At 62.7% G+C, this 19,999-nt stretch carries 19 protein-coding genes; 11 read left to right on the top strand and 8 right to left on the bottom strand.

Going from position 1 to position 19,999, the window contains the following annotated elements; genetic code table 11:
* Nucleotides 1-183: 183 nt before the first annotated feature.
* A protein-coding gene (locus BMG03_RS04820; protein WP_244270937.1) for an IS3 family transposase occupies nt 184-1,343 on the top strand; the annotation gives its coding sequence in 2 pieces (ribosomal slippage) (nt 184-433 and nt 433-1,343; 1,161 coding nt in all).
* 226 nt (nt 1,344-1,569) lie between these two features.
* Nucleotides 1,570-1,794 (top strand): hypothetical protein, encoded by a 225-nt coding sequence (locus BMG03_RS04825; RefSeq protein ID WP_075777082.1) that lies wholly within the window; start codon nt 1,570-1,572, stop codon nt 1,792-1,794.
* Nucleotides 1,795-1,931: 137 nt separating this feature from the next.
* Here the strand turns inward: BMG03_RS04825 and BMG03_RS04830 are convergent, their stop codons facing one another.
* A complete protein-coding gene (locus tag BMG03_RS04830) occupies nt 1,932-2,126 on the bottom strand; it encodes a hypothetical protein (RefSeq protein ID WP_075777083.1) in 195 nt (64 codons plus the stop codon).
* A gap of 296 nt (nt 2,127-2,422) precedes the next feature.
* Here BMG03_RS04830 and BMG03_RS20650 point away from each other — a divergent pair, with 296 nt between their 5' ends.
* The gene (locus tag BMG03_RS20650; RefSeq protein ID WP_157771553.1) at nt 2,423-2,596 is read left to right on the top strand and encodes a hypothetical protein; all 174 of its coding nucleotides are present in this window, start codon (nt 2,423-2,425) and stop codon (nt 2,594-2,596) included.
* A gap of 126 nt (nt 2,597-2,722) precedes the next feature.
* Here the strand turns inward: BMG03_RS20650 and BMG03_RS04835 are convergent, their stop codons facing one another.
* Genes BMG03_RS04835 through denD form a run of 3 tightly spaced genes read right to left on the bottom strand, consistent with a single transcriptional unit; the run spans nt 2,723 to nt 6,377 of the window.
* Nucleotides 2,723-4,498: an IlvD/Edd family dehydratase gene (locus BMG03_RS04835; protein ID WP_075777084.1), complete on the bottom strand. Its 1,776-nt coding sequence runs from the start codon at nt 4,496-4,498 to the stop codon at nt 2,723-2,725.
* Nucleotides 4,495-5,397, bottom strand: a complete 903-nt coding sequence (locus BMG03_RS04840; protein ID WP_075777085.1) for an NAD(P)-dependent oxidoreductase — start codon at nt 5,395-5,397, stop codon at nt 4,495-4,497. Before BMG03_RS04840 ends, BMG03_RS04835 begins: the two co-directional genes overlap by 4 nt.
* Nucleotides 5,394-6,377: a D-erythronate dehydrogenase gene (gene denD, locus BMG03_RS04845; RefSeq protein ID WP_075777086.1), complete on the bottom strand. Its 984-nt coding sequence runs from the start codon at nt 6,375-6,377 to the stop codon at nt 5,394-5,396. Before denD ends, BMG03_RS04840 begins: the two co-directional genes overlap by 4 nt.
* Nucleotides 6,378-6,529: 152 nt before the next feature.
* Here denD and BMG03_RS04850 point away from each other — a divergent pair, with 152 nt between their 5' ends.
* The 8 genes from BMG03_RS04850 to BMG03_RS04885 all read left to right on the top strand — a co-directional run bounded on the left by BMG03_RS04850 (nt 6,530) and on the right by BMG03_RS04885 (nt 15,358).
* Nucleotides 6,530-7,948: an FAD-binding oxidoreductase gene (locus BMG03_RS04850; RefSeq protein WP_075777087.1), complete on the top strand. Its 1,419-nt coding sequence runs from the start codon at nt 6,530-6,532 to the stop codon at nt 7,946-7,948.
* A 29-nt stretch (nt 7,949-7,977) separates the two neighbouring features.
* On the top strand, nt 7,978-8,694 hold the full coding sequence (locus BMG03_RS04855) for a FadR/GntR family transcriptional regulator (protein ID WP_075777088.1): 717 nt from the start codon (nt 7,978-7,980) through the stop codon (nt 8,692-8,694).
* Nucleotides 8,695-8,835: 141 nt separating this feature from the next.
* Nucleotides 8,836-9,993, top strand: a complete 1,158-nt coding sequence (locus BMG03_RS04860; protein ID WP_075777089.1) for a fumarylacetoacetate hydrolase family protein — start codon at nt 8,836-8,838, stop codon at nt 9,991-9,993.
* A 4-nt stretch (nt 9,994-9,997) separates the two neighbouring features.
* A complete protein-coding gene (locus BMG03_RS04865) occupies nt 9,998-10,534 on the top strand; it encodes a TRAP transporter small permease (RefSeq protein WP_075777090.1) in 537 nt (178 codons plus the stop codon).
* Nucleotides 10,531-11,808: a TRAP transporter large permease gene (locus BMG03_RS04870; protein WP_075777091.1), complete on the top strand. Its 1,278-nt coding sequence runs from the start codon at nt 10,531-10,533 to the stop codon at nt 11,806-11,808. Before BMG03_RS04865 ends, BMG03_RS04870 begins: the two co-directional genes overlap by 4 nt.
* Before the next feature lie 50 nt (nt 11,809-11,858).
* Nucleotides 11,859-12,887, top strand: coding sequence for a TRAP transporter substrate-binding protein (locus BMG03_RS04875; protein ID WP_077701117.1), 1,029 nt, complete (start codon nt 11,859-11,861; stop codon nt 12,885-12,887).
* 117 nt (nt 12,888-13,004) lie between these two features.
* A complete protein-coding gene (locus BMG03_RS04880; RefSeq protein WP_075777092.1) occupies nt 13,005-13,766 on the top strand; it encodes an SDR family oxidoreductase in 762 nt (253 codons plus the stop codon).
* A gap of 77 nt (nt 13,767-13,843) precedes the next feature.
* Nucleotides 13,844-15,358 carry an aldehyde dehydrogenase (NADP(+)) gene (locus tag BMG03_RS04885; RefSeq protein ID WP_075777093.1) on the top strand — a complete coding sequence of 505 codons (1,515 nt, stop codon included), beginning with the start codon at nt 13,844-13,846 and terminating at the stop codon, nt 15,356-15,358.
* Nucleotides 15,359-15,778: 420 nt separating this feature from the next.
* On the opposite strand, the gene BMG03_RS04890 is transcribed toward BMG03_RS04885, so the two are convergent.
* From BMG03_RS04890 to BMG03_RS04905, 4 genes are read right to left on the bottom strand one after another with little or no spacing between them, the layout of a single operon-like run.
* Nucleotides 15,779-16,693 (bottom strand): N-carbamoyl-D-amino-acid hydrolase, encoded by a 915-nt coding sequence (locus BMG03_RS04890; protein ID WP_075777094.1) that lies wholly within the window; start codon nt 16,691-16,693, stop codon nt 15,779-15,781.
* Nucleotides 16,690-17,961 carry a Zn-dependent hydrolase gene (locus BMG03_RS04895; RefSeq protein WP_075777095.1) on the bottom strand — a complete coding sequence of 424 codons (1,272 nt, stop codon included), beginning with the start codon at nt 17,959-17,961 and terminating at the stop codon, nt 16,690-16,692. Before BMG03_RS04895 ends, BMG03_RS04890 begins: the two co-directional genes overlap by 4 nt.
* On the bottom strand, nt 17,958-19,193 hold the full coding sequence (locus BMG03_RS04900; RefSeq protein ID WP_075777096.1) for a diaminopropionate ammonia-lyase: 1,236 nt from the start codon (nt 19,191-19,193) through the stop codon (nt 17,958-17,960). The genes BMG03_RS04895 and BMG03_RS04900 overlap by 4 nt, the downstream gene beginning before the upstream one ends.
* Nucleotides 19,194-19,222: 29 nt before the next feature.
* Nucleotides 19,223-19,999 carry an ABC transporter permease gene (locus BMG03_RS04905; protein WP_075777097.1) on the bottom strand — a complete coding sequence of 259 codons (777 nt, stop codon included), beginning with the start codon at nt 19,997-19,999 and terminating at the stop codon, nt 19,223-19,225.

The raw sequence follows: 19,999 nt of genomic DNA on the forward strand, positions 1-19,999 counted from the left end.
CTCGAAAAAGTAGACCGCCCCTGACGATGTTATCGCGGCGCCTTTCGACAGCCGTGCTGAGATTTAGGAAGGCACCATTGTGATAGATGATATGCCGCAATTTCTCGCAGAGCTTTTGACCTGCCCCCCGCGGGATCCCTCAACGTAGTGTAGAGTCTGCGCCAACTCTGAAGGAGCAGACGAATGCGAAAAAGCCGTTTCACCGAGGCGCAGATTATTGGGATGATCAAGGAGCAGGAGGCAGGCATGCCGACAGCTGATGTGTGCCGCAGGCATGGCCTCAGCCCGGCGACCTTTTACAAGTTCAAGGCCAAGTATGGTGGCATGGAGCTCTCCGAGGCAGCCAGGCTGAAGGCGCTCGAAGACGAAAACGCCAAGCTCAAACGTCTGTTGGCCGACACCATGCTCGACAACGTGGTTCTGAAGGATCTGCTGGGAAAGAACTGACGACATTGACCAGGCGGCGAGAGGCGGCGCTCAGGGCGATGCGGGATCATGACATCTCGCAGCGTCGGGCCTGCCAGCTTGTCGGTGTCGACCCCAAGACGGTCCGGCGCACACGCCCGCCGGACTGCCCCGAGATCCGCGAGGAGATGAAGGAGATCGCCGGGAAGCGGCGCCGGTTTGGCTATCGCCGGATCGGCATCCTGCTTGAGCGCAAGGGCATGACCATGAACCACAAGAAGCTGTATCGGCTCTATCGCGAGGAAGGGCTATCGGTGAAGCGACGGCGTGGACGCAAGCGGGCTCGCGGGTCACGCACGCCGATGCCTGCGGCGGCGCATCCCAATGCGCGCTGGTCGCTCGACTTCCTGGCGGACAGCTTCGGCGCCTCGCGCAAGTTCCGTATTTTGGCCGTGATCGACGATTGTTGCAGAGAGAACCTGTGCCTGGTCGCCGATACCAGTATATCGGGCAAGCGTGTTGCCCGTGAACTCGATGCGCTGGTGCGGATCTACGGAAAGCCTGCTTGCATTGTCAGCGACAACGGGACGGAGTTCACCAGCCGGGCCATCCTGAGATGGGCCGACCAGAACGCCATTCCCTGGCACTACATCGACCCCGGCAAGCCGCAGCAGAACGCGTTCATCGAGTCCTTCAACGGAAGCCTGCGCGACGAATTATTAAACGAGGAGATCTTCGACACACTGGACGATGCCCGGCGCAAGTTGGCGCTCTGGCGCTACGACTACAACGCCGTCAGACCGCACTCGTCTCTGGGAAACCAGACGCCGCTCGAAGCGCGCCGGACGCTTGAGCAATTTGAGGGCTCCGCGCCCGGCGCGCTTGCCCACAACAACCGATCCGACTACCAATCTCAAACCTGCAGACTCTCGTTATGAACGAGGGCCCCAAGGGGGCAGGTCACGCGCACCTTGTAAGCAGCTATAGCAATTCTCGCGAACGTGCCGATACGGCAGGTGACCTGCCCTCGGTGCTGCGGCGAAATTCGGGAAGGATCGGCCGTCCTGCGCTGCCTCCTGAAGGTGTTTCTGGTAAAGCGATAACCGTGGTCCCGTTTGACTTTGATTACCCTCCTCGGTCTAATTCAAGGTTAGGGAGCACGATATGGACTGGAATGTGACAGCCGGCATGATCCTGATGGGCGTGTTCGCTGCGGCGGCCTTCTGGGTTGTGATGCGTGAGCGCCGGTTTATCAAAGATGTGGCGAGCCTGAGCGCGGAAGACATACGTTGGTTCAATTCGCAGCCTCTGTCCGGCGATGCCTATTTCGGCGAAAAGGCGGATGAAGACGGCGACGAGGGGGATGATCCTTCGAATGGCTCGACCTGAAAACGATGCTGATCACGTCGGAGGCTTAGCATCTCGATCTCGCAGGCGGCATCTTCTCGCAGGTATGCAAGCCGCCGCGCAGTTGCGCCCCGGTTTCTTGCTTGGGCGCCTGGTGCTGACCGTTGGATATAGCAGCCTTAAAGGCTGAGGAATTTGACGGATTTCGGTTCGCGGCTCTTCACGAAGCCGACCCGGTCGGCTCGGACTTTCTTGAATACTAAATTCTGATGCTGCAACTCGCTGGGACTGACCTCGCCTCTCGCCAGCCGCTCTTCATCCTTCGCGCGGCTTCGCGCCTTTTCCTCTTGTCGTTTCCTGAAAAGATCTTCCATGCGTGGTCCTCCGTAAAACTTAATTATAGCCTGAAAGTCCGTGCTTTGTCTCGTTTGATCGGGGACACCGACTTCGCGAATTTTGAACTGTGCTTCTGCGTGCGCCTGGTGAGCGACTACCACGGCTGCTCCGAGGCCTCTACGCGCGTCAGTTTTCCGCAAACTAGGCGGGACCAACCCCGATCGAACCGCTGTGGCATTGATGCGTTTCGCCGACGCCGTGTGTCCGGCCCGATCAATTGCGAGTTTGACGATTTTGATGCTTCGTCGCTACAGTTCCGAGGAAAGGATGTGTCATGGATCTGGCCGAATACATCATTATGGGCGTGCTCAGCGTCTTGTCCGTGGGAGCGGCAGTGACGGCTTATGTCTTGCGAGCCACCCTTTCGGAGCCAGCGAAAATGACGGAAGAGGATATCAAAGCACTCGAGGCCTGTGATCTTCCCGAACCTAGATTCATCGAGACTTAAGATCAGTTCAAAGCGCGCGGTAACCCTGTCAAGCTATACTGCCTCTACCCGCAAAATGGCGCGCTCCTGGCGTGCCAGGAAGAGCCGTTCACCGCCTCTGTGGTGAATGGCTCTTCCCTCTTAGCTTCAGTGATTATGCCGCGGCACTTTCTTGGCAAGCTGACGGAACTGCTCGGCGTCGCGGATCGTCGCGCCATCCGCCATCTGCGTGACGGTCTCGCGATAGAGCTTCTGCCAGGGGGTCGCTGCCTCTGGGATCGGCGGCAAGTCGCCCGCTTTGCGCGCCGCCAGTTCGTCCTCGTCAACGAGCATGTCGCAGCGCCCGGTGTTCAGATCGATCCGGACCGTGTCGCCCGTGCGCAGCCATGCCAGCCCGCCGCCCGCCGCGCTCTCGGGCGAGGCGTTCAGGATCGAGGGGCTATCCGAGGTGCCAGACTGTCGCCCGTCACCGATCGTCGGCAGGCTGGTGATGCCGCGCTTCAGTAAATGATCGGGCGGTTGCATGTTCACCACTTCCGCAGAGCCCGGCCAACCGAGCGGACCGGCCCCCCGGATTATGAGTATCGAGAATTCGTCGATCTCGAGGGCGGGGTCGTTGATACGGGCGTGATAGTCTTCCGAGCCATCAAAGACGAAGGCCTTGCCCTCGAAAATTCCCTCGCGGCCCGGCTTGCTGAGATAACGCTCGCGGAACTCCGGCGAGATTACCGAGGTCTTCAGGATTGCGAAGTCGAAGAGATTGCCGGAGAGGACATAGAAGCCCGCGCGCTCCATCATCGGCTCCTCGAAACGGTAGATCACTTCACGGTCGGTGCTCTCGCACCCCTGGAGGTTCTCCGCCATGTTGCGACCGGTCACGGTGGGGCAATCGCCATTCAGCTGACCCGCCTGCAGAAGTTCCCAAAGGATCGCGGGCACACCGCCCGCACGGTGGAACCGTTCGCCAAGATATTTTCCGGCGGGCTGAATATTGGCCAGAAGCGGGATGTCATAGCCATGTGTCTGCCAGTCCGACGGATCGAGCGCCACTCCCGCATGTTTCGCCATCGCCATGATATGCGGCTGCGCATTGGTCGAGCCCCCGATCGCCGCGTTCAGCTTGATCGCGTTCAGGAAGGCCTCGCGCGTGAGGATGTTCGAGGGTCGGATATCCTCGTGGACTAGTTCGACCGCACGGCGCCCGGTGCGATAGGCCATCTGACCGCGGGCGCGATAGGCTGCCGGTATCGCCGCACAGCCGGTGAGCGACATCCCCAGCGCCTCGGCGATAGCATTCATCGTCGAAGCGGTGCCCATCGTGTTGCAGTGGCCAATCGAGGGCGCGCTGTCGAGCGCGGTTTCGAGAAACTCGTCGCGGGTGATTTCGCCCGCGGCGTATTTGCGGCGTGAACGCCAGATCACCGTGCCCGAGCCCACGAGTTCTCCCTCGTGCCAGCCGTCGAGCATCGGCCCGCCGGACAGAACGATCGCGGGTAGGTCGACCGTCGCCGCGGCCATCAGGGCCGACGGCGTGGTCTTGTCGCAACCCGTGGTCAGCACGACACCGTCGAACGGGTAGCCGTAAAGCAGTTCGACAAGACCGAGATAGGCGAGGTTGCGATCGAGCGCGGCGGTCGGACGCTTGCAGTTCTCAAAGAGCGTATGCGTCGGGAATTCGATCGGGATGCCGCCTGCATCGCGGATCCCGTCGCGCACGCGCTTGGCGAGATCCAGATGGTGGCGGTTGCATGGGTTCAGGTCGCTGCCCGACTGGGCGATCCCGATGATCGGCTTGCCCGCGCGCAACTCTTCAGGCGTCGTGCCATAATTCATGAAGCGTTCGAGATAAAGCGCAGTCAGGTCTGCATGATCGGGATTGTCGAACCAGTCTTGCGAGCGCAGGCGGCGTTCGGTTTTGGTCATGATCTTTCCTCGAGAAGGGACGCGCTGTTGAGCGTCTCAAGATGAAGCAGCAGCCCGGAGTGATCGACGTCGCCGTTTCCAGCGGCGACGAAGGCCTCGTAGGCCGCACGCACGGTATCGGTCAGCGGGAGCTCGAGATGGTTCGCGTTCGCAAGCGTCTCGACGCCGCGAAGGTCTTTCAGCTGCAGTCGCGACGGGCCGCCTGGGGTGAAATCGCGGGCGATCATCCGCGCGCCATGCAGTTCGAGGATGCGGCTTTCGGCAAAGCCACCGCGGATCGCGTCGCGGAATCTCGCGGGATCTGCACCGCCCGCTCTCACGAGGATCATCGCCTCGGCGACCGCGCCGATGGTGATCGCGACGATCTGCTGATTGGCCAGTTTGCAGACCTGACCGGCGCCCGCAGGGCCGACATGGGTCATTCGCCCAAGTGGTTCGAGCACGGGCGCGATCCGCGCGATCGTCTCTTTCGGCCCACCCGCCATCAAAGCGAGCGTTCCGCTCTCGGCGCCCGCAGTGCCGCCCGAGACAGGGCAGTCGATCTGCGTCACGCCAAGCTCTTCGAGCCGGGCGGCATGATCGCGCGCCACGTCCGGCGCGATCGACGAGGTGTCGATCAGCACGCTGCCCGGGCGCAGGGCTTCGGCTGTGCCTTGCGCAAACAGCACGTCGGCCACCGCTGCGCCATCAGAAAGCATGGTGAAGGCGATATCCGCCTTCGCGACGGCCTCGGCGGGGCTCCCCGCCTGCTCGGCCCCGGCGGCGACCAGCGCGCGGGCCTTTTCGGCAGCGCGGTTCCATACGGTGACGGGATAGCCCGCCCCGAGGAGGCGCCGAACCATCGGCGCCCCCATCAGACCTGTGCCCAGAAATGCAATTTTGGGGAGCGGCTGTGTCACGCGACACCTTCCAGTTCATCCTCGATATGCGCTTGGATGATCGCGTCGAAGCTGTCTTCCGAGGTGAAGCCGAGCTGGCGGGCGCGGGTCGCGTCGAAGCCTGCGGCCCAGCTCTCGCACATTTTGGTGATCATCGCGTCTGGCTCGCGCCGGATCAGGGCGACAGCCTTTTCCCCCGCAACGCGGCGTAGGGCTTCGATCTGTTCGCCGACCGTTGCGCTCACACCCGGCATCGAAAGGTTTCGGCGGGGCCCGACCTTATCCAGATCGATATCGGCTGCGTGCAGCATGAAACCCACTGCCGAGCGCGGCGATGTGTGCCAGTGCCGGATCGTCTCGGGCACCGGAAGCACGGCTTCCTGACCCACCAGGGGTTCGCGCAGGATGTTCGAGAAGAAGCCTGACGCGGCGGCATTCGGTTTGCCCGGACGGATGCAGATCGTGGGCAGGCGGATGCCGATCCCGTCGAAGAAGCCATGGCGCGAATAGTCCGACAGCAGCAATTCGCAGATCGCCTTCTGGGTGCCGTAGCTGGTCAGGGGCGTCGCGTGGAACTCGTCGGGGATCGGATAGGGCAGGGGTGCGCCCACCACCGCGATGGAAGAGGCAAAAACCACCCGCGGACGATAGCCATCGGTCAGGTTGGCGTGCCGGATCGCCTCGAAAAGCGCGCGGGTGCCGTCGAGATTGATGCGGTAGCCCTTTTCGAAATCCTTCTCGGCCTCGCCCGAGACGATCGCGGCGAGGTGGAAGATCACGTCAGGTCGCGCGGCGATCAGTTTCTCTGGAGTGCCTGCTTCGGACAGGTCGGCCTGCAGGCAATCGGTGGTGCCTGAGAACCCCTCCGGCGTATCCGGGGCGATCACGTCGACCAGCGAGAGGTGGTCGACCGCTTTGCCCTGAAGGGGCGCTCCTCCGACGATTCGATCGGTGAGTTTTCGGCCTACCATTCCCGCCGCGCCGATAATGAGTGCGTGCATAACGTGTCTCCTCCCTGAGAAATTCGCAGTCCAGCATCAAAGATGTTGTAATGTTGTCTGATAACCAGATATATGCGGGATGCAAATCATTTTTGTCGAGCTAGTCGAGATGGGGCGACGGGCGAGCACAAAGAAGAGTGGGGGAGATAGGCATGCAGAAAGGTGAAGGGACGGAGAAGCTTCTGGCGATGCTCGGCGGCGACATGGTCTCGACCGATGCCGGGCTGATCGAGCGCCATTGCCAAGACTGGCACGGCGACGTGACCAGTTCTGCCATTGCGCTTTTGCGGCCGCGGAGCACCGAAGACGTATCCCGCGCGGTGCGAGCCTGTGCGGAGCTCGGGTTCGGCGTCGTGCCGCAGGGTGGGCGCAGTGGACTTGCGCTGGGCGCGGTGCCCGATGGTCCAGCGTCTCAGGTCGTGCTGTCGCTCGAGCGAATGGATCGGGTTCGCAGCCTGAATACACGGGATTTCACGGCGGTTGTCGAAGCCGGCGTGGTGCTCGAGACGTTCAAAAAAGAAGTGGCCGAGGCCGGTCTCTACTTCCCGCTCGCGCTCGGCGCACAAGGCACCTGTCAGATTGGCGGCAACGTCTCTACCAATGCGGGCGGGGTGAACGTTCTGCGCTACGGGATGACGCGCGAATTGGTGCTCGGGCTCGAGGTCGTGCTGCCGGACGGTCTCGTGCTCGATCTCATCAGTCGGCTGCGCAAGGACAATCGCGGGATCGATCTCAAGCAGCTTTTCATCGGGGCCGAAGGGGTGCTGGGCATCGTCACTGCCGTGTCCTTCAAGTTGATGCCCGCGCCTGACCAGACCGCGACCGCATTGCTGGCGCTTGACTCGCTGGAAGACGCGATCGAGCTCTACCGTCTCGCGCGCCTTAAATGCTGTGACCTGATGTCTGCCTTCGAATTCATGCCCGCCGAGGCTTTCCAGCTCGCTCGTGAGGGCATTCCCGATCTCACGCTGCCGCTCGAGCCCGCACATCGCGCCTATGCCCTGGTGGAGATGTCGGGCTCGGGGCTCGTCGATATCGAGTCGCTTCTCGCGCAATTCCTCGAACTGGCGATGGACGAGGGGCTCGTGCGTGACGGCGTGGTCGCGCAGTCGAAAGCTCAGGCGCGGAATATCTGGCTGGTGCGTGAGGGGATGAACGAGGGGCAAGCGCGGCGCGGAAAACATCTGCGCACGGACCTCTCCGTGCCGCTCTCAGAGCTGGCTGCGTTCGTCGCCGAGGCCGAGGCGGCAGTCGCAGAAGTCTTGCCCGGGGCGGTCTGCGTCTCATACGGTCACGTGGGGGATGGCAATGTGCATCTGAACGTGCTGCCCGACCCGGAAGGCGCGGAGGAGCTCGATAGGCAGATTTATCGAGCTAAAACAGTTCTCAACGAGGTCCTGGGCCGCTATGACGGGTCGATCAGCGCAGAGCACGGGGTCGGGCGTCTCAAGAAGGCCGATTTCGCCGCGCGCGCATCTTCGGTTCAGCGCGATCTGCTGGAGCGGATCAAGCGGGCGATTGATCCGAATTTGACGATGAATCCCGGATGTCTGCTCGATCTTGAAGGTTGAAGGGCTGGGGAGGAGAAGAGGGATGAGTGATGGATAAAGAGTTCGAGCAGATTGCCCGCACGGATCATCTGCCGACGCGGATCGCGACGCAATTCGCCAAGCGGATTTATGACGGCGTGCTGAAAGCCGGTGACAAGCTGCCGACGGAACATGCAATGTCCAAAACCTTTGGCGTGAGCCGCACCGTTGTGCGCGAAGCGATTGCGCAGCTGCGTAACGAAGGGCTGGTGGAGACGCGACAGGGTGTCGGTGCCTTCGTGGTGGAGCGCACCGCGCGCCAGATCCGTCTCGAAGACGGCAAGAAGATGGACCGGCACGCTTTCAACGAGCTCTATCAGGTGCGCGTGCCGTTGGAGATGGAAGCGGCCGCGCTCGCCGCAGTGCATCACACCGAGGCTCAGATGGCGGCACTCGACGCCGCGATGATGGGCCTGTCGGATATCCCCGATTGGGGCAAGTCGGGTGTTACCGCCGACCTCGATTTCCATCGCATCATCGCCGAGGCGACAGGCAACGACTATTTCGTGCAATTCGTCACGGCGATCTCGGAGCGGATCAGCCATGTCATCACGATCGCGCGCGCCGAGGGGCAGCTCGACGATGTGATCGCATGGACGATCGAAGAGCACGGGGCGATTTGCGAGGCCATTCGGGCGCGCAATCCCGCCGCGGCAAGGGCTGCGATGCAGCGTCACTTGGTGAACTCCGCCGAGCGTGTCGGCCTGCAGTTCGAATTCATCGAGTAAGCCGAACATCACATACGCTTGAGCCGCAAACGCGACGCGAAATAGGGGTTGTATTTTAGGTTATAGTGTTGTCTGACATCATATGTCAGTGCGGTATGAGGAGATGCTGCGCCCGACAACATGGAGGGGAAGTTGGCAGCTATGCTCAATTTGGAACCGGGCCGTATTTTGCCCGAGGATGAAGCACGCGCCCTGCTGATCGGCCGGGTCTGGTCGAAGGCGGAAGGCGGGCCTTGCGTAACCGTTCTGCGCAACGGCGTCCTGCTCGATCTAACGAATATCGCAGCGACAGTTTCGGGGCTTCTGGAGCGCAACGATTTGAATGGAATTCTGCGGCGCGACGATCTGCCGGTGCTCGGGTCTCTGAAGGATTTCGTGTCCGGGGAGGCCGGGCATCTCTTGGCCCCGATCGATCTTCAGGCGGTGAAGGCCGCCGGCGTCACCTTCGCTGAAAGTATGCTGGAGCGCGTGATCGAAGAACGCGCCGGCGGCGACCTTCAGGCCGCGCAGGGCATTCGCGCCAAGCTTGCTCCGGTGATCGGTAAGAACCTGCGCGATATCTCTGCCGGATCGGAAGCCGCTGCGAAAGTGAAGGCACTGCTGCAGGAGATGGGCCTCTGGTCGCAATATCTCGAGGTCGGCATTGGTCCGGACGCAGAGATCTTCACGAAGGCCCAGCCTATGTCATCTGTCGGATGCGGTGCCGAGATCGGCATCCACCCGATTTCGGACTGGAACAATCCCGAGCCCGAGATTGTGCTGGCGATCCGCTCGGATGGCACGATCCTTGGTGCGACGTTGGGCAATGACGTGAACCTGCGCGACGTCGAAGGCCGCTCGGCGCTTCTGCTCGGCAAGGCCAAGGATAACAACGCCTCCTGCGCGATCGGGCCGTTCCTGCGGATTTTCGACGACCATTTCACGCTCGCCGATGTCGAGACCGCGGTCGTCACTCTGCGCGTGCGCGGCACCGACGGGTTCGAGATGGCGGGTGAGAGCCGCATGGAGGCGATCAGCCGGTCGCCCGCCGAGCTCGCCCGGCAGATGCTCAATCGCAGCCACCAATATCCCGACGGCGCGGTCCTGTTCCTCGGAACGCTTTTCGCGCCGGTGCAGGATCGCCGTGCGCCGGGGCAGGGCTTCACCCACGAGACCGGCGACGAGGTCGAGATTGCTTCGCCGCGGCTCGGGGCTCTGGTGAACTGCGTCGCTCGCTGTGATGCCTGTCCCGAATGGGTTTTTGGCAGCCGCGCGCTGATTGCCAACCTGGTCGCCCGCGGCCTCGGCGACAGGGTGTAAGTGGATGCAGAAACTTATCTCACTCTTCTACCGTGGCCTCGACATTCTGCTGGCGCTTTTGCTTGCCGGGATGGCTCTGATGGTCTTTCTCAATGTCATCCTGCGCTACGCGTTCGATAGCGGCATTGCCGTCTCGGAGGAAATGTCGCGCTTCTTCTTCGTCTGGCTGACCTTCATCGGCGCCGTCGTCGCACACCATCACCATATGCATATGGGCATGGAGACGGTGGTCGCCGCCTTCGGTCGTCGCGGACGCATGGTTCTGATGGGGCTGAGCGAGATCGTGATCATCGGCTGCTCGGCAGTGCTTTTTATCGGAACTTGGAAGCAGTTGCCGATCAACATGACAATGGGCGCGCCGGTGACGATGATGCCGATGGGCTTCGTCTACGGCACCGGGCTGTTCACCGGCGCCGGAATCATCCTGATCTCACTCGATCGGCTAATCCGTCTTCTGACGGGGCGGATGACCGACGCCGAATTCGCTCGCTTCGCAGGCCAGCATCACGACGCTGAAGATATCGAGGGGCGTGCATCATGACCCTCGTTGTCTTTCTTGTCGCGCTCATCGGCGCCATGGCCATCGGCGTTCCTGTTGCCTTCGCTCTGATCTTCTGCGGTATCGCTCTTATGGAATATCTGGGCATGTTCAACACCCAGATCATCGCTCAGAACATGGCGATTGGTGCGAATACCTTCACGCTCCTTGCGATCCCGTTCTTCATCCTCGCGGGTGAATTGATGAATGCCGGAGGGCTTTCGCGTCGGATCATCGACTTCGCAATCGCCTGCGTGGGGCATATCCGGGGCGGTCTGGGCATCGTCGCCATCATGGCTGCGGTGATCCTCGCCTCGATCTCCGGCTCGGCGGCGGCCGACAGTGCGGCGCTCGCTGCGATCTTGCTGCCGATGATGAGCCGTGCAGGCTACGACGTGCCGCGTTCTGCCGGCCTCATCGCCGCAGGTGGCGTGATCGCGCCGGTTATCCCGCCCTCGATGGCCTTCATTATCTTCGGCGTCGCAAGCAACCTGTCGATCTCCAAGCTATTCATGGCCGGTATCGCGCCCGGTGTCCTAATGGGGACCGTGTTGATCGTCACTTGGCTCTTCGTCGCCCGGAAGGACAAGGCCGAAACCCTGCCGCGTGCCAGCTGGGGCGAGAAGGGCCGAGCCGGGATGCGCGCAATCTGGGCGCTTGGCATGCCGGTGATCATTCTCGGCGGTATCAAGTTCGGCGTCGTCACCCCGACCGAAGCTGCGGTGATCGCGACTTTCTACGCGCTCTTTGTCGGGCTCTTCGTCTATCGCGAACTTACCTTGAAGTCTCTGCCTGGCGTGTTCATCGCGGCAGGTCGCACAACGGCGGCGATCATGTTCCTCGTCTGTGCCGCCCTGGTCTCGGCATGGCTCATCACTATGGCGAACATCCCAGCCGAACTCGGCAGCATCATCGAGCCGCTGATCGAGCATCCGAAGCTCCTCATGGCCTTCATCATGGTGCTGATCATTCTCGTCGGCACCGCGCTCGATCTGACGCCGACCATCCTGATCCTGACGCCCGTGCTTCTGCCGCTGGTCCAGAAGGCGGGGATCGATCCGATCTATTTCGGTGTGATGTTCATCATGAACTGCTGCATCGGACTTCTGACGCCGCCTGTCGGTGTCGTCCTCAACGTGGTCAGCGGGGTCGGGAGGATCCCCCTTGGCCGTGTGGTCATCGGTGTCTGGCCATTTCTGGTGGCCGAGATTCTGGTGCTCTTCGTTCTCGTGGCCTTTCCGCAGATCGTGCTGGTTCCAGCACATTGGTTCTATTGACCGGTCACGGGTCAACTTCTGCCAACGTTAATTTCCCAAGGGAGGAAACAATGAAGACCAAGGCAATTAAAGCAGCGCTTCTGCTTGGCACGATGGTGGCGGTCGCAAGCCCTGCCGCAGCCGAATTCCACGAGCGCACTATCCGGATTTCCAACGGCGTCGCCGAGAACCACCCGGTGCATAATGGCGTCGACGCCATGCAGCAGTGCCTCGACGAAAAAACCGGCGGCAAAATGAAGCTGCAGGCTTACTGGAGTGGTTCGCTCGGCGGCGACCTTCAGGCAACGCAGGCGCTGCGCTCGGGAACGCTCGACGCGGTCGTGACCTCGTCCTCGCCGCTCGTCGGGATCGAGCCGGCGCTCGGCGTGTTCGACCTGCCGTTCCTGTTCCAGACCAACGAGGAAGCTTATGCCGTCATGGATGGCGATTTCGGCAAATTCCTGGATGATAAGCTGGCCGACAAAGGCCTGGTCAATCTCGCCTATTGGGAGAACGGGTTCCGCAACGTGTCGAACTCCGTGCGTCCGATCACCAAGTGGGAAGACCTTAAAGGCATCAAGATCCGCGTGATGCAAAACAACATCTTCCTCGACACCTTCGACAATCTCGGCGCCAACGCGACGCCGATGGCCTTTGGCGAGGTGTTCTCGGCATTGGAGACCGGCGCGATCGATGCACAGGAAAACCCCTATGTCACGATCGACACATCGAAGTTCTACGAAGTGCAGAAATATATCAGCGAGACGAAGCACGCCTATACGCCTTTCCTTTTCCTGTTCTCGAAGCCGATCTTCGATACGTTCGATGCCGACGAACAGGACGCGCTGCGCACCTGTGCGGTCAAGGGTGGCTCGGTCGAGCGCAACGTGATCCAGGATCTCAACAAGCAATCGCTCGAGAAGATGGAAAAGGCCGGTATCAAGTTCAACAAAGTCTCGCCTGAAGAACTGGCTCGGATGCGTGAGAAGTCTCAGGTCGTCTATGACAAGCACCGCGACGAAATCGGTGGTGACGTCATCGATCGCGTTCAGAAGACGATCGACGGGCTGCGCTCCGACCAAAGCGCAAACAGCAACTGAGACTGCATAATGCAGCCTCAAGCTGATCCGCCTGTTCCCTCGGGCGGATCAGGAGGCGGGCCATGTCCTCCGGCCCGCCTCTCCTTTTGATCACGACACGGACACGAGGATAGGGCGATGAGCAAATTCGACCTCTCACGCAAAATCGCGTTGGTCACCGGCTCGTCTCGCGGCCTGGGGAAAACTTTCGCCGAGGAATTGGCGGGTGCAGGCGCGCATGTCGTGCTCAACGGCTTCGATACCGCGCGGCTTGAGCAGACTCGGGAAGAGATGGCGGCGCAGGGCTACGACGTTAGCGCCGCGGCCTTCGACGTCTCTGACGAAGCCGCCGTGCGCGCCGCGTTCGAGCGGTTCGATGCGGAGGGGCGCCCCCCGGACATTCTGGTGAACAATGCCGGCATCCAGCTGCGCCGCCCCATGTTGGAGCTCGGCGCAGCGGACTGGCAGCGCGTTCTCGACACGAACCTGACGTCCGCGTTCCTATGTGGCCGCGAAGCAGCCTCGCGGATGATCGCGAAAGGCGGCGGCAAGATCATCAATATCGGCTCGCTGATGAGCGACCTCGCCCGCGTCACGGTCGCGCCTTACACGGTCGCCAAGGGCGGCGTCAAAATGCTGACGCGCTCGATGGCTGCCGAGTGGGCGGCATTCAATATTCAGGCCAATGCCATCGGGCCCGGCTACATGATGACGGACATGACACGGCCGTTGCAGGAAGACACGCAGTTCGACAATTGGGTCCGCGGTCGCACTCCCGCCGGGCGCTGGGGAAAGCCCGAGGAATTGCAGGGCGCAGTGGTGTTCCTCGCCTTCTCAGCGTCTGATTTCGTGAATGGACAAATCCTCTACATCGACGGCGGCATGACGGCGGTTCTTTGAAACTGCGCGTATTGAACGAAGGGCCTCTGCGACGCCGTTCTGCGTCGGGCCTGGTGACGAATTAATAAGGAGACATCATGACCTTCACCCCGCACGGACAACACCTGATCGCTGGCGACTGGGTCGGCACCGACAAGACTTTCTCCTCCGACCCAGCCCACGGGCCGAGCCATGAGTTCTGCGTCGGCACGGTCGAGATGGTGAATGCGGCCTGCGAGGCAGCCGAGGAGGCGTTCTGGGACTACGGCTATTCGAGCCGTGAGACCCGCGCGACGTTCCTGGAGGCCATCGCTGACGAAATCGATGCACGCGGCGAGGCGATCACCGAGATCGGCACTCAGGAAAGCGGTTTGCCCGAGGCCCGCCTGAACGGCGAGCGCGGGCGCACGGTAGGCCAGCTGCGCCTCTTTGCCAGCCATATCCGCAACGGCGACTATCTCGACCGCCGCCATGACAAGGCACTCCCCGATCGCCAGCCGCTGCCGCGTCCCGATCTGCGGATGATGCAGCGTCCGATCGGTCCGGTCGCGGTCTTCGGCGCGTCGAACTTCCCGCTGGCGTTTTCGACGGCGGGCGGCGACACCGCCGCCGCGCTGGCCGCAGGCTGCCCGGTCGTGGTGAAGGGCCACTCCGCCCATCCGGGCACCGGCGAAATCGTGGCCGAGGCGATCAAGGCCGCAGTCGAGAAGACCGGCATGCCCAAAGGCGTCTTCAGTCTGATTCAGGGCGGACGCCGTGACGTGGGGCAAGGGCTCGTGCAGCATCCGCTGATCAAGGCGGTGGGCTTCACTGGTAGCTTGGGCGGTGGTCGTGCGCTCTTCGATCTCTGCGCGCAGCGCCCCGAGCCGATCCCTTTCTTCGGCGAACTTGGCTCGGTGAACCCGATGTTCCTGCTGCCTGAGGCGGCGAAGGCGCGCGGCGCCGAGATCGGCACCGGCTGGGCAGGCTCGCTGACGATGGGCGCGGGCCAGTTCTGCACCAACCCGGGCATCGCCGTGGTCGAGGACGGCCCGGCAGGCGACGCCTTCGTCGCCGCCGCGAAAGAGGCGCTGTCGGCCTCCGGCCCACAGGTCATGCTGACGGACGGCATCGCGCAGGCCTATCGCGACGGCAAAGACCGGTTCGATACGCGAAACTCCGTGACCCCGGTGCTGACGACCGAGCAGGAAGGCCGCAACGCCTCCCCGAACCTCTACGAGACGAGCGCCGAGAACTACCTGCAGGATCATGCGCTTGGCGAAGAAGTCTTCGGGCCGCTCGGTCTGGTCGTGCGGGTCTCTAACTCGGCGCAGCTGGTTGACCTCGCGAAGGGTTTCGAGGGTCAGCTGACCGCGACGATGCATCTCGATGACGGCGATGCCGAGCTGGCGCGCAAGCTGCTGCCGGTGCTCGAGCGCAAGGCGGGCCGCGTGATGGCGAACGGCTTCCCGACCGGTGTCGAGGTCAGCGATGCGATGGTCCATGGCGGGCCCTATCCGGCGTCCACGAACTTCGGCGCGACCAGTGTCGGCACGCTCTCGATCCGGCGCTTCCTGCGCCCGGTCTGCTACCAGAACATCCCCGAGGGCGTGCTGCCCGCGGACCTTGCGTGAGTGTCGTCGGCTTTCGTTTCAGGCAGAACGATGATCGGCCTGAAATGTTCGGTAACGCTTCAGGCTCCTAGCGTGCCGCCTCGCTTTTTTCTTCCGGGTTCTAACTTCGGGAAAAAGCGAGGCGTTCAGAGTCTCACTTGCCGAAGAGCTATTCTCACTCTCCTGATCAGTTCCCAACCATATCGTCTCGAACACCAGTTCCGGTATCACCACCTCCCAAGCAACGTGTGGCAGGGTATGGTGATAAGCCTCGTCAACGTCTTCCTTGAGCCAGCGCAGAATTGCGGCGATTTAGAAGTTCTCGGTGCCCATCAACATTAGTTCCTTCGCGACCTCCGATCCGGGGCACGTATGCGAAACAGTCCGCCGCCTCGAATGCGCCGCTGCGCTGATCAATAGTCCCAACACTCGACCACTTTCTTATCCTGCGCAGATGTCGCGGTAGTCGTCCGGCTCTCGGTGAAGCGCGAAGTTGAAGACGTTCTCGCGCAGCTCGCGGCAGCGGTCGAGGTCGATTTCCGCCATCGCCAGCTCATCGCCGAACCCTTGGGTCTTGGCGATGATCTCGCCGGTGGGCGCGATGATGCATGTGCCGCCGATCAGGTCGCAGCCCTCTTCGCGCCCCGCTTTCGCCGTGCCAATCACCCAGCACCCGTTCGCATAAGCGCCTGCCTGCATAGACAGGTGGTTGTGGAAGTCCTGCAGGTGGTCATGCTCGGGCGCGAGCGGATAATGCACCGGCGTATTGTAGCCCAGCATCACCAGTTCCGCCCCGCGCAAGCCCAGCACACGGAAAGTCTCGGGCCAGCGGCGGTCGTTGCACAGGCACATGCCCAGCTTGCCGCCGAAGCCGTCGAACACCCCGAAGCCGAGATTGCCATGTTCGAAATAGCGTTTCTCCAGATGCTGGAAGGGGCGCCAGTCTTCGTATTCCGGATGGCCGGGCAGGTGGATCTTGCGGTATTTGCCAATGATCTGGCCGCTCTTGTCGACCATGATCGAGGTGTTGAAGCGGCGCTTCTGGCCGTTCTCGTAGGCGATCTCCGCATAGCCGAGATAGAAGCCGACGCCGAGTTCGCGGGCGGTGTCGAACAGTGGTTGAACCTCGGCGTTCGGCATCTCGGTTTCATAGAAGCTGTCGAGCTCGGCCTCGTCTTCGATCAGCCAGCGCGGGAAGAAGGTGGTCAGCGCCAGTTCGGGGAAGACGACCAGTTCCGCGCCGCGCCGATGGGCTTCGATCAACAGCTTCTGCATTCGCGCCACGGCAGAGGCACGCGGCTCGTCACGCGCAATCGGCCCAAGCTGTGCGGCGGCGGCAATGAATTTGCGGGTCATGGCAATTGTCCTGTCTCGATCGTTTGAAATTCGGGCGCGTCCTGAAGCTCCGCCTGCTGGCAGACGACATCCATCAGCACCTGCGCCCCGCCCGCGATGTCCGAGGGGGCGGTATATTCGTGAATGTTGTGGCTGATCCCGTCCTTTGAGGGCACGAAGATCATGGCCGAGGGGCAATTGGGAGCGAACATCTGCGCATCATGGCCTGCGCCTGAAGGCATACGGCGATGGCGCAGCCCGCGTGCTTCGGCGGCAGCCGCGACACGGTCGACCAGCGCCGGGTCGAACTCCACCGGCTCGAAGCGGGCCAGCGTTCGGCGGGTGATCGCGCATCCCCCAGCGCGTGCGAACTCCTGCGCTGCGCGCCAAAGCCGGGTCTCGGCCTTTTGCAGCGTAGCCTCGTCGGTATGGCGCAGATCGACGGTCATCACCGCTTCTTGCGGCACCACGTTGACCAGATCGGGCGAGACGCGCATGCGACCCACGGTCGCGACCTGCGGCGGCCCGTGATCGGCCGCGATCTGCTGGGCCTCCACGGCGATCCGTGCCATCACGGCCCCCGCATCGTGGCGCAGCGCCATCGGCGTCGTTCCCGCATGGGCCGAGGCGCCTGTCACTGTGATCTCGGTCCAGGAAATGCCCTGCACGCCGGTCACGACGCCGATCTCCAGCTCCTCGGTTTCCAGCACCGGGCCCTGTTCGATATGCAGTTCCAGATAGCTGTGCGGTTTCAGCGCGCCGACCGGGGCGGGGCCTGCGGCATCAATGGCGGCGAGCGCATCGCGCAGGCGCACCCCGTCGATGCCTTCCACCTCCAGCATCTCGTCGAGCGGCAGCGCACCTTGCGCCACGCCCGAGCCCATCATGTCCGGGGCGAAGCGTGCGCCTTCCTCATTGGTGAAGAACGCGACCGCAACGGGGCGGCGGGTGCGCGCGCCAGCGACATTGAGCGCCTCGATCACTTCCAATCCGGCCAACACGCCAAGGCTGCCGTCATAGAGACCGCCCGTCGCGACCGTGTCGATATGCGAGCCCATCACGACTGGCGGGCCGTCCTCCTCGCCCGCGCGGATGCCCCAGCAATTGCCGATGACGTCCGTGGTGATCTCGAGACCCAACTCGCGCATCCAGCGTATTACGAGGGCGCGGCCTTCGGCGTCTTCAGGGCTGAGCGCGAGGCGCTTCACGCCGCCTCCGGACAGGGCGCCGATCTGCCCCAGCCGGTCCAGTCGCGCCATGAGGCGCGTGATGTCGATGGTGATACTCATGCCGCGCCTCGCACTTCAGCGGCGCTGCGGCCGACGAGGGTTTTGAACAGCGCGGCGTCGGTGTCGCCTTCCGTGCCGAAGCACAGGATGCGCGAATGCGCGTCGATCCCGAGGGTTGCGCGTGCTTCGTCATTCGCGGCAGCTGCGAGGAAGGCGGCGAGCCCCGCCACAGCGGATTCTCCGGCGGCCACCGGCGGATCGCTCCCGTCAGGGTTGGCCAGCGCGCGCATCACCGCGACGGCATCCGGGTCGGCCACGGACATCACCGCGAAAGCCAGCGGCTCCAGCACGTCCCAGGCCAGCAGCGAGACCTCGCCACAGGCCAGACCTGCCATCAGCGTGTCCAGATCGCCCTCGACGGCAGTGGGTTTGCTTTCGCGGATCGTCTCGAGCCAGCAGGCCGATTGGTCGGGATCGGCGAGGATTACCCGCGGGGCTTCCGGGCCATAGCGGCGCGCGAACTGCGCCGCGACCGCCGCCGCCAGCCCGCCGACGCCGGTCTGGATGAAGATATGGGTGGGCGGGAGGCCAAGCGTATCAGCCGCTTCCGCCGCCATGATCTCATAGCCCTGCATCACGTCTTTCGGGATTTCGGTATAGCCTGGATATGAGGTGTCCGAGACCACAAACCAACCTTCGCGCGTGGCGGTGTCCTGCGCCTCTCTGACGCTGTCGTCGTAATTGCCGGCGCAACGGCGGACCTCGGCGCCGTAGGCCTCGATCGCCTCCTTGCGGGCCTCGGAGACCGTGGCGTGAATGAAGATCACACAGCGGCAGCCGAAGCGCTGCGCGCCCCATGCGACCGAGCGGCCGTGATTGCCGTCGGTCGCGCAGCAGACGGTCAGTTGCGAAACGATGTCCGCATATTTGCCCGCGACGATGTCTTCGGCGCTGGGCTCGGGGATGTCCTTCGCCTTTGCGATCTCCCGGGCCAGAAGCCGCAGCACGGCGTAGGCGCCGCCAAGCGCCTTGAAGCTGCCGAGGCCGAAGCGTCCGCCCTCATCCTTGAACTGAATCTCGGCCACGCCCGCCTTCGCTGCCATCACGGGCAGCGAGACGAGGGGCGTCGGCGCGTAGCCTTTCCACGAAGAAATCGTGCGCTTGGCCAGATCGAAGGCCGCATCGTTCAAAAAGGCCTCCTGCTTGGGTCCATAGCCTTTTGCCGTGTCGTAATGCGGGTTCAGAATGAGCTCGTTGGATTGCCCCTCTCCGAGGGCATTTTCGAAAATCATGATGGGGTCCTTGTGGTTGGTCATCGCGCTCAGGCCCCCGTCTTGGAGGCGCGGCGGCGGATCAGCTCGGCCAGCGCCACGAGGGCGATGTTGCCGAAGACGATCATCACGGCGAGCGCGTTGAGTGAGGGAGAGAGCGCGAAGCGGAAGTCGGAGGCGACGAGCACCGAAAGCGGTTGCGCGCGGCCCGAGACGAAAGCGGTCAGGACGTATTCGGCCGAGGAGAGTACGAAGGCTACGACCCACGACGCCATCAGCCCGTTCGCCATGAGCGGCAGCACCACGCGGCGGAAGGCCGAGAGGCCGGAGGCGCCCAGATCGGCTGCGGCTTCCAGCAACCCGCGATCGATACGGATCAGCACCGAGGCGATCACCAGCGTCGAGAAGGGCAGCACGATCACCGTCTGCGCGGCGATCACGGTGAGTAGGCTGCGCGCCACCCCGGTCTCGTTGAACATGATCAGCTGCGCCACGGCGAGGATCAGTTTCGGGATCAGGAAGGGCGCGAGCAGCAACACCGCGAAGATGCCGCGCCCGCGCATCGGGTAGAAGCTGATCGCCAAAGCGGCGAGCCCGCCCAGAAGCGTCGCGCAGATCGCGACGGGGAAAGCGACGCTCAGCGTGGTCAGGAAGCCCCCGCCCAGGCGTCCGTCGCCCATCACCTCGGCATACCATTTCAGGGTGAAGCCCGAGAATGGCAGCGACATGATCTTGGAATCGTTGACCGAAAACAGCGCGATCATCGCGATTGGCAAATACATGAAGGCGAAGACCGCCCAGACCCAAAGCGTGGAGAGGCGCGACAT

It is taken from the genome of Thioclava nitratireducens, assembly GCF_001940525.2.
Taxonomy (GTDB): Bacteria; Pseudomonadota; Alphaproteobacteria; order Rhodobacterales; family Rhodobacteraceae; genus Thioclava; species Thioclava nitratireducens.

What these genes read in the sequence shown, in the direction of transcription:
- BMG03_RS04855 (WP_075777088.1), top strand. Translation starts at nt 7,978, where the DNA reads ATGGATAAAGAGTTCGAGCAGATTGCCCGCACGGATCATCTGCCGACG.
- BMG03_RS04905 (WP_075777097.1), bottom strand. Translation starts at nt 19,999, where the DNA reads ATGTCGCGCCTCTCCACGCTTTGGGTCTGGGCGGTCTTCGCCTTCATG.
- BMG03_RS04850 (WP_075777087.1), top strand. Translation starts at nt 6,530, where the DNA reads ATGCAGAAAGGTGAAGGGACGGAGAAGCTTCTGGCGATGCTCGGCGGC.
- BMG03_RS04880 (WP_075777092.1), top strand. Translation starts at nt 13,005, where the DNA reads ATGAGCAAATTCGACCTCTCACGCAAAATCGCGTTGGTCACCGGCTCG.
- BMG03_RS04865 (WP_075777090.1), top strand. Translation starts at nt 9,998, where the DNA reads ATGCAGAAACTTATCTCACTCTTCTACCGTGGCCTCGACATTCTGCTG.
- BMG03_RS04825 (WP_075777082.1), top strand. Translation starts at nt 1,570, where the DNA reads ATGGACTGGAATGTGACAGCCGGCATGATCCTGATGGGCGTGTTCGCT.
- BMG03_RS04885 (WP_075777093.1), top strand. Translation starts at nt 13,844, where the DNA reads ATGACCTTCACCCCGCACGGACAACACCTGATCGCTGGCGACTGGGTC.
- BMG03_RS04870 (WP_075777091.1), top strand. Translation starts at nt 10,531, where the DNA reads ATGACCCTCGTTGTCTTTCTTGTCGCGCTCATCGGCGCCATGGCCATC.
- BMG03_RS04860 (WP_075777089.1), top strand. Translation starts at nt 8,836, where the DNA reads ATGCTCAATTTGGAACCGGGCCGTATTTTGCCCGAGGATGAAGCACGC.
- BMG03_RS04890 (WP_075777094.1), bottom strand. Translation starts at nt 16,693, where the DNA reads ATGACCCGCAAATTCATTGCCGCCGCCGCACAGCTTGGGCCGATTGCG.
- BMG03_RS04900 (WP_075777096.1), bottom strand. Translation starts at nt 19,193, where the DNA reads ATGATTTTCGAAAATGCCCTCGGAGAGGGGCAATCCAACGAGCTCATT.
- denD (WP_075777086.1), bottom strand. Translation starts at nt 6,377, where the DNA reads ATGCACGCACTCATTATCGGCGCGGCGGGAATGGTAGGCCGAAAACTC.
- BMG03_RS20650 (WP_157771553.1), top strand. Translation starts at nt 2,423, where the DNA reads ATGGATCTGGCCGAATACATCATTATGGGCGTGCTCAGCGTCTTGTCC.
- BMG03_RS04830 (WP_075777083.1), bottom strand. Translation starts at nt 2,126, where the DNA reads ATGGAAGATCTTTTCAGGAAACGACAAGAGGAAAAGGCGCGAAGCCGC.
- BMG03_RS04895 (WP_075777095.1), bottom strand. Translation starts at nt 17,961, where the DNA reads ATGAGTATCACCATCGACATCACGCGCCTCATGGCGCGACTGGACCGG.
- BMG03_RS04875 (WP_077701117.1), top strand. Translation starts at nt 11,859, where the DNA reads ATGAAGACCAAGGCAATTAAAGCAGCGCTTCTGCTTGGCACGATGGTG.
- BMG03_RS04835 (WP_075777084.1), bottom strand. Translation starts at nt 4,498, where the DNA reads ATGACCAAAACCGAACGCCGCCTGCGCTCGCAAGACTGGTTCGACAAT.